Annotated in this window: 8 protein-coding genes; 6 read left to right on the top strand and 2 right to left on the bottom strand. The window is 72.0% G+C overall.

Annotated features, from left to right (window positions below; genetic code table 11):
• Window positions 1-33: 33 nt before the first annotated feature.
• Genes ACIREE_RS01635 through ACIREE_RS01650 form a run of 4 tightly spaced genes read left to right on the top strand, consistent with a single transcriptional unit; the run spans window position 34 to window position 3,498 of the window.
• Window positions 34-990 (top strand): ABC transporter ATP-binding protein, encoded by a 957-nt coding sequence (locus ACIREE_RS01635; protein WP_404144797.1) that lies wholly within the window; start codon window positions 34-36, stop codon window positions 988-990.
• Window positions 987-1,727 carry an ABC transporter permease gene (locus ACIREE_RS01640; protein ID WP_404144799.1) on the top strand — a complete coding sequence of 247 codons (741 nt, stop codon included), beginning with the start codon at window positions 987-989 and terminating at the stop codon, window positions 1,725-1,727. The genes ACIREE_RS01635 and ACIREE_RS01640 overlap by 4 nt, the downstream gene beginning before the upstream one ends.
• Entirely contained in the window at window positions 1,724-2,893 is a 1,170-nt protein-coding gene (locus tag ACIREE_RS01645; RefSeq protein WP_404144801.1) for a sensor histidine kinase, read from the top strand. The genes ACIREE_RS01640 and ACIREE_RS01645 overlap by 4 nt, the downstream gene beginning before the upstream one ends.
• On the top strand, window positions 2,890-3,498 hold the full coding sequence (locus ACIREE_RS01650; RefSeq protein WP_404144803.1) for a response regulator: 609 nt from the start codon (window positions 2,890-2,892) through the stop codon (window positions 3,496-3,498). Before ACIREE_RS01645 ends, ACIREE_RS01650 begins: the two co-directional genes overlap by 4 nt.
• Window positions 3,499-3,573: 75 nt before the next feature.
• Here the strand turns inward: ACIREE_RS01650 and ACIREE_RS01655 are convergent, their stop codons facing one another.
• Both ACIREE_RS01655 and ACIREE_RS01660 read right to left on the bottom strand, forming a co-directional pair.
• Complete coding sequence (locus tag ACIREE_RS01655) at window positions 3,574-4,416, bottom strand: transglutaminase-like domain-containing protein (RefSeq protein ID WP_404144805.1); 843 nt, start codon at window positions 4,414-4,416, stop codon at window positions 3,574-3,576.
• A 49-nt stretch (window positions 4,417-4,465) separates the two neighbouring features.
• The gene (locus ACIREE_RS01660) at window positions 4,466-5,482 is read right to left on the bottom strand and encodes a GNAT family N-acetyltransferase (protein ID WP_404144807.1); all 1,017 of its coding nucleotides are present in this window, start codon (window positions 5,480-5,482) and stop codon (window positions 4,466-4,468) included.
• A gap of 140 nt (window positions 5,483-5,622) precedes the next feature.
• Here ACIREE_RS01660 and fdxA point away from each other — a divergent pair, with 140 nt between their 5' ends.
• Together fdxA and ACIREE_RS01670 are read left to right on the top strand one after the other, a co-directional pair.
• Entirely contained in the window at window positions 5,623-5,946 is a 324-nt protein-coding gene (fdxA, locus tag ACIREE_RS01665) for a ferredoxin (protein WP_404144809.1), read from the top strand.
• A gap of 104 nt (window positions 5,947-6,050) precedes the next feature.
• Window positions 6,051-7,169, top strand: coding sequence for a bifunctional succinyldiaminopimelate transaminase/glutamate-prephenate aminotransferase (locus ACIREE_RS01670; protein WP_404144811.1), 1,119 nt, complete (start codon window positions 6,051-6,053; stop codon window positions 7,167-7,169).
• Window positions 7,170-7,360: the final 191 nt, after the last annotated feature.

Here is a 7,360-nt window from a genome sequence, read left to right on the forward strand (position 1 = left end):
GCGCCCCGCCGCCGACCGGCGACCATGGGCGGCATGAACACAGACGCAGCGGTCACCTTCGCCGGGGTGACGAAGTCCTACGGAGCCGTGAAGGCCGTCGACGGTCTCAGCCTCGTCCTGCACCCGGGGGAGACCGTCGCCCTGCTCGGCCCCAACGGCGCGGGCAAGTCCACCACCCTCGACCTGCTGCTCGGCCTGCGCCCCGCGGACAGCGGCTCCGTCCGCGTCTTCGGCGCCGCCCCGCGCGACGCGATCGTCCAGGGCCGGGTCGGCGCCATGCTGCAGAGCGGCGGCCTGATGGACGAGGTGACCGTGCGCGAGCTGGTCCAGCTGGCCTGTGCCCTGCACCCCGAACCGTTCCCGGTCGGCGACGTGCTCTCCCGCGCCGGCATCACCCAGATCGCCGACCGCAAGGTCAACAAGCTCTCCGGCGGCCAGGAGCAGCGTGTCCGCTTCGCCCTCGCCACGGCCGGTGACAGTGACCTGATCGTCCTCGACGAGCCGACGACCGGCATGGACGTGACGGCCCGCCAGGCGTTCTGGGCGACCATGCGCGAACAGGCCGACCAGGGCCGCACCGTCCTGTTCGCCACGCACTATCTGGAGGAGGCGGACGCGATCGCCGACCGCGTCCTCGTGCTGCACCGCGGCCGCCTCCTCGCCGACGGCACCGCCGCCGAGATCAAGGCGAAGGCGGGCGCCCGCAAGGTCTCCTTCGACCTGGAGGGCGAGATCGACACCGTCGCCATCAAGGCGCTGCCGTTCCTCACCACCGCGGACATCTCGGGCCAGACCGTCCGCATCCAGTCCACCGACGCCGACGCGACCGTGCACGCGCTGTACGGGCTCGGCGTGTACCCGCGCAACCTCGAAGTCGCCGGACTCGGCCTGGAACAGGCCTTCGTGGCCATCACCACCGCGGAAGAAGCCGCAGGAGCAGTTGCGGGAGAAGCCGCGGGCGAAGCCGCCGAGGAGGCGAACGCAGCATGAACAGCCTCATCAAGCTGGAGATCACCCGCGCCCTGCGCAACAGGAAGTTCCTGTTCTTCTCCGTGATCTATCCATCGGTCCTGTTCCTGCTGATCGCGGGCAGCGCCGACAGCACCACCGTCGTCGACGGCACGGGCCTGAACCTGCCCGCGTTCATGATGGTCTCCATGGCCTCCTTCGGCGCGCTCACGGCCGTCCTCATGGGCAACAGCGAGCGCATCGCGAAGGAGCGGGAGAGCGGCTGGGTACGGCAGTTGAGGCTGACGACGCTGCCCGGCCGCGGCTACGTACTGGCGAAGACGGCGAGCGCCGCGGTCGTCTCCCTGCCCTCCATCGTGATCGTCTTCGTCGTGGCCGCTGTCTTCAAGGACGTACGGGTCGACGCCTGGCAGTGGCTCGCGCTCACCGGCGCGATCTGGGCGGGCAGCCTCTGCTTCGCCGCGCTCGGGGTCGCCATCGGCTACCTCGCGTCCGGCGACGCCGTCCGCCCGATCACGATGATCGTCTACTTCGGCCTGTCCATCCTGGGCGGCCTGTGGATGCCGACCACGACGTTCCCGCAGTGGCTCCAGTCCATCGCCAAGTGGCTGCCCACGCACGCCTACGCCGCCCTCGGCCAGGCCATCGAGCTGGGCAACGCCCCGCACGCCAAGGACGTCACGCTGATCGTCGTGTACTTCCTGCTCTTCGCGGGCGGCGCGGCCTGGCTGTACCGGAAGGACACGTTGAAGGCGTGAGCACGCAGACGGACGGCGAGCGCAGGCTCCCGGGGATCGGCAGACCGCCGGAGACGCGCCGCGAGTTCTACGTGAAACTGCTGTGGATCACGATGTGGCTGGCCTTCCTCGGCAGCCCGGTCGCCGACCTGCTGCAGGGCGGCCACGGCCCGGTGGCCACGGTCCTCGGCTGGCTGAGCCTCACGGGGTTCGCCGGCTGCTACGTGGGCCTCGTCCTGCGCCAGACGGGCCGGCCGATGGAGCCGGTCGTGGTCCGCGGCTGCCTGGCCCTGCTGTCGGTGTTCGCCGTCGCCCTGCCCCTCACCCTCGGGGCGACGTGGCTGGTCCTGTTCGTGTACGTTTCCGTGGCCTATGGCGCCGTCCTTACGCTGCGGTGGACCCGCGCGGCGATCCTGCTCACGACGGCCGCCCTGCTCGGCACCGGGCTGCTGCTCGACACCGAGCCGCAGTACTGGCTCATCGTCCCCACGCTGCTGGGCGGCTTCTCGATGATCGGCGTGCGGGATCTGGTGCGTACGACCAAGGAGTTGCGGGAGGCCCGTGCCCAGGTCGCCCAGCTCGCCGCGAACGAGGAGCGGCTGCGGCTCGCCCGTGACCTGCACGACCTCCTCGGCCACTCCCTCTCGCTGATCACGCTCAAGAGTGAACTCGCCGGACGGATGCTGCCGGACCACCCCGGCAAGGCGGCCGACCAGGTCGCCGACATCGAGAAGGTGAGCCGCCAGGCACTGGTCGACGTGCGCGAAGCCGTCACCGGGTACCGGCGGCCCCGGCTTGCCGCGGAACTGGCGGGCGCACAGGCGGCGTTGACGGCGGCGGACATCGCGGCGGACGTGCCCGCCGACGCCCCCGGGCTGCCCGGGACGCAGGAGGCGACGCTCGCCTGGACGCTGCGCGAGGCCGTCACCAACGTCGTACGGCACAGCGCGGCACGTCGCTGCACGGTCGCCGTCACCCGGCGCGAGACCCTCGACGGGCCGGTCGTCGAGCTGACCGTCGAGGACGACGGCGCGGGCCCGTCGGGGACGCCGCCCGGCAACGGCCTGACCGGTCTCGCCGAACGCCTGGCCGCCGTCGGCGGCACCCTGGAGGCGGGCGCCGCGCCAGGGCGCGGCTTCCGCCTGGTGGCCCGGGTCCCGGCCGCCTCCGTAGGATCCGCCGCATGACGATCAGGGTGTTGTTGGCCGAGGACCAGTCGATGGTCCGTGAGGCCCTCGCGGCGCTGCTCGGCCTGGAGCCGGACATCGAGGTCGTCGCGCAGGTGGCACGCGGCGACGAGGTCCTGGCGGCCGCCCGCGCGCACGCGCCGGACGTGGCGCTGCTGGACATCGAGATGCCGGGCTGCACGGGCATCGAGGCGGCGGTCCAACTCCACGCCCACCTTCCGGAGTTGAGGGTGGTCATCCTCACCACGTTCGGCCGTCCCGGCTATCTGCGCAGCGCCATGGAGGCGGGCGCCCGCGCGTTCCTGGTGAAGGACGCCCCCGCGGCCCAGCTCGCCGAGGCCGTCCGCAAGGTCCTCGCGGACGAGCGCGTCATCGATCCCACGCTCGCCGCGGCGGCCCTGGCGGAGGGCGCCAACCCGCTCACGGACCGCGAACGCGAGGTGCTCCGCGCGGCGGCGGACGGCCGCACCAACGCGGAACTGGCCGCCGCCCTGAACCTGTCGCAGGGCACGGTCCGCAACTATCTGTCGGTGGCGATCCAGAAGCTGGCGGTACGGAACCGGGCGGAGGCGGTACGGGTCGCGCGCGAGAAGGGGTGGCTGTAGCGAAGGGCATGGGGTGGCTGTGTCGGCTCGGGCTGTGCCGGGTCGGTTCGCCACGGTGTGGCTGTGTCCGACGGGTCAGTTCAACATCGCCCGAGCCGCCCTGGCCTGCCCCGCCACCCGCTCCGCCGCATCGGCGTCCACCGCCGCCACCACTTCCGCGTACGCCTCCAACTCCGCGGCTCCTGTGACGAAATCGCCCCGCTGAACCAGCAACTGGGCCCGCTCGAAGCGCAACCGCGCCGGATGTGAGGGCAGCAGCAGCGACAACTCCACGGCCCAGAGCGACACATCGGACCGCTCGGGCCGCGTCGCCGCCCACGCCCGGATGTTGTTCAGGATCCGCAGCACGACCTCCAGCGGATCGACGGGCCGCAGCATCGACGGGTCCATCGGCGCCCCCGTCGCCCCGGCCACCAGCACCTCCGCGTCCGGCCCCGTCAGCACCCGCCCCGCGCCGAACGGATCGGCGAGGATCTGCTGCGCGGGATCGCCGAAGCCGACGACGAAGTGCCCCGGCAGCGCCACCCCGTACACCGGGGCCCCGGCCCGCCGCGCCACCTCCATCCACACCACCGACAGCAGGATCGGCAGCCCGCGCCGGCGCCGCAGGACCTCGTGCAGCAGCGACGACTCCAGACGCTGGTAGTCGCCGGACGCCCCGTGGAACCCGAGCCGTGTCCCGAGCAGTTCGGCGAGCGCGGTGGCCCACGAGCGCGGACTGCCCGGCCGGAACGGCAACTGTCCGGACAGCTCGTCGAGTCGGATCTGTACGGCGTCCATGCCGGCCTCGTCGAGCGAGCCGTCCGCCTGCGCGGAGAGCAGCAGACACAGGTGCGCGAGATCGGGCCGCTCGGACCGTGCCTCCTCGGCGAACCTGCGCCGCAGCTCGGTGGAACGGGGGGACAAGTGGGGGGACATACGTGCTTCGTGCCCTCTCAGACCGATCGATAGCGCGATCGACAACGGGTCACCGTGCTGTCACCGGCGCTTTCCGCTCCGGAGCACGGTAGTGGTGATAGGCGTGATGTGTGGAGAAACCCATGCGGTCGTACAGGGCGCGCGCCCCCTCGTTGTCGGCCTCGACCTGGAGCCAGGCCGCCGACGCGCCCTCGTCCAGCGCGCGGCGCGCGAGCGCCGTCATCACGGCCGAGGCGAGCCCTTGGCGCCGACATGCGGGGTCGACCTCGACGGCGGCGAACCCGGCCCACCGCCCGTCGACCACGCATCGTCCGATCGCCGCGGGTACTTCGCCCTCGCCGGACACCGTCGCGAACCACACGGACGGCCCGGCGCGGAGCACCCGCGTCGCCACCTCGCTCGCGCCCTTGCGCTGGTACCGCCCGAGCCACTGCGCCTCCAGATCCCGGCTCAGCAGCACCCGCGGGTCGTCGGGGGCGTCCGCGACGGGGGCGAGCGCCGCGATCCGCAGCTCGGCACTCACCTCCCGCAGCCAGCCGCGCGCCTCCAACTCGGCACACAGCACCTCCTGCGCCCCCGCGGCCCCGGTCGCGGTCTGCGCGTACGCGGGCAGACCACGCGCCGCGTACCAGTCCTGTACGCGGCTGAGCGCGTCGTCGAGCGGCATGCCCGGATCGCCCACCGGCAGCACGGAGTTGGCCCGCCGCGTAAAGCCGTCGGCGGCTCTGAGTTCCCACGCGCCGAGCCGCTCGCTCTCGATGGGCTGCCAGCCGCGGGAGGCGACGCGCGCCAGTTCCGGGTACGTGGCGGAAGGGCCGCGGCGCCTGGCGGGTTCGGCGGGTACGACCTTCCCCGCGACCATCGTGGACGCGTCGACGGAGACTCGTTCGCCGGTCCTTCGTGTGATGAGCAGCACACCGTCGTTCCACGATGTGAGAACTCCGACGGTGTCGGTGAACTTCCGACCCGCGGACCCCTCCTCGCTCACCCGTCGCACGGATACGCGTTTTCCCACGTCAGCGCGGGTCAATCGCACCTCGAGCCGTCCGCTCGCAGTGAATTCCACAGCTCGGTCCACCCCTCCTGTTCGGATCATGGCCGGGAACGGAGATACTAGGTGCGGGCATCGACGACGCCGCGCTCCCGCGCGCCAGGCGGCGGAGCCTGTGGAGGCCCGCCAGCGCCCTATCGAGGAGGAACGACAGCGTGACCTACGTCATCGCGCAGCCTTGTGTCGACGTCAAGGACAAGGCGTGCATCGAGGAGTGCCCGGTCGACTGCATCTACGAGGGCTCCCGGTCCTTGTACATCCACCCGGACGAATGCGTCGACTGTGGTGCCTGTGAGCCGGTCTGCCCGGTCGAGGCCATCTTCTACGAGGACGACACTCCGGAGGAGTGGAAGGACTACTACAAGGCGAACGTCGAGTTCTTCGACGAGCTCGGTTCGCCCGGTGGTGCCTCGAAGATGGGCCTGATCGAGAAGGACCACCCGTTCATCGCAGCGCTGCCGCCGCAGAACCAGAACTGAGCTCAGCGGTACGCACAGGCGCTGCCCCGGTCCCGTACGGCTTCGACTGCCGTACGGGACCGAGGCATTTGTCCCCTACATCGCGAAAGAAGTGAGCTGACCAGGTGTCCGGAGTTCCCGCGCCCATCGATCGCCTCCCCACCTTCCCCTGGGACAAGTTGGAGCCGTACAAGAAGACGGCGGCGGCGCACCCGGGTGGCATCGTCGACCTCTCCGTCGGCACGCCCGTCGATCCGGTGCCCGAGCTGATCCAGAAGGCGCTGATCGACGCCGCGGACTCGCCGGGCTATCCGACGGTGTGGGGCACCCCGGAACTGCGGGACGCGCTCGTGGGCTGGTGCGAGCGCCGGCTCGGCGCCCGCGGCCTCGGCCACCCGAACGTGCTGCCGGTGGTCGGCTCCAAGGAACTCGTGGCCTGGCTCCCGACGCAGCTGGGCCTCGGCCCGGGTACTGCGACATCCAAAGACGTGGTCGCCTACCCGCGCCTCGCGTACCCCACGTACGAGGTGGGCGCCCGCCTGGCCCGCGCGGAGTACGTGGCCTACGACGATCCGACGGAGCTCGACCCCGAGGGCATCAAGCTCCTGTGGCTCAACTCCCCGTCGAATCCGACCGGCCGGGTGCTGTCCAAGGACGAGCTGACCCGCATCGTGGCCTGGGCCCGTGAACACGGCATCCTGATCTTCTCGGACGAGTGCTACCTCGAACTGGGCTGGGAGGCCGAGCCGGTCTCGGTCCTGCACCCGGACGTGAACGGCGGCTCGTGCGAGGGCCTGGTCTCGGTCCACTCGCTCTCCAAGCGCTCGAACCTGGCGGGCTACCGTGCCGCGTTCCTCGCCGGTGACGCCGCGGTGCTCGGTGATCTGCTCCAGATCCGCAAGCACGGCGGCATGATGACCTCGGCCCCGACGCAGGCGGCGGTCGTCGCGGCGCTCGGCGACGAGAGCCACGTCCGCGAGCAGCGCGCCCGGTACGCGGCCCGCCGCGAGCTGCTGCGCGAGGCGCTCCTGAAGCACGGCTTCCGCATCGAGCACAGCGAGGCGAGCCTGTACCTGTGGGCGACCCGCGACGAGTCCTGCTGGGACACGGTCGGCCACCTCGCGGAGCTCGGCATCCTGGTCGCGCCGGGCGACTTCTACGGCGAGGCGGGCCGGCAGTTCGTGCGCGTCGCCCTGACCGCCACGGACGAGCGGATCCAGGCGGCGGCTACCCGCCTGTCCTGACCGCTGTCCCGGCCGCTGTCCTGGCTGCTGTCTTGGCTGCTGTCTTGGCTGCACAGCAGCGAAAACGGGGGTGGGGGGGGGGGGGGGGGCCCCCCCCCCCCCCCCCGGGGCGCGGGGGGGGCGGGCCGCCGCGCCGGCCCGGGGCGGGGCCGCGGGGGGGGGGGGGCGGGTTAACGCGCCACCCGCGGGGC

It is taken from the genome of Streptomyces sp. NPDC102467, from assembly GCF_044765445.1.
Taxonomy (GTDB): Bacteria; Actinomycetota; Actinomycetes; order Streptomycetales; family Streptomycetaceae; genus Streptomyces.

Coding starts and splice junctions, on each gene's coding strand:
- ACIREE_RS01635 (WP_404144797.1), top strand. CDS start 34: ATGAACACAGACGCAGCGGTCACCTTCGCCGGGGTGACGAAGTCCTAC.
- ACIREE_RS01640 (WP_404144799.1), top strand. CDS start 987: ATGAACAGCCTCATCAAGCTGGAGATCACCCGCGCCCTGCGCAACAGG.
- ACIREE_RS01650 (WP_404144803.1), top strand. CDS start 2,890: ATGACGATCAGGGTGTTGTTGGCCGAGGACCAGTCGATGGTCCGTGAG.
- ACIREE_RS01655 (WP_404144805.1), bottom strand. CDS start 4,416: ATGTCCCCCCACTTGTCCCCCCGTTCCACCGAGCTGCGGCGCAGGTTC.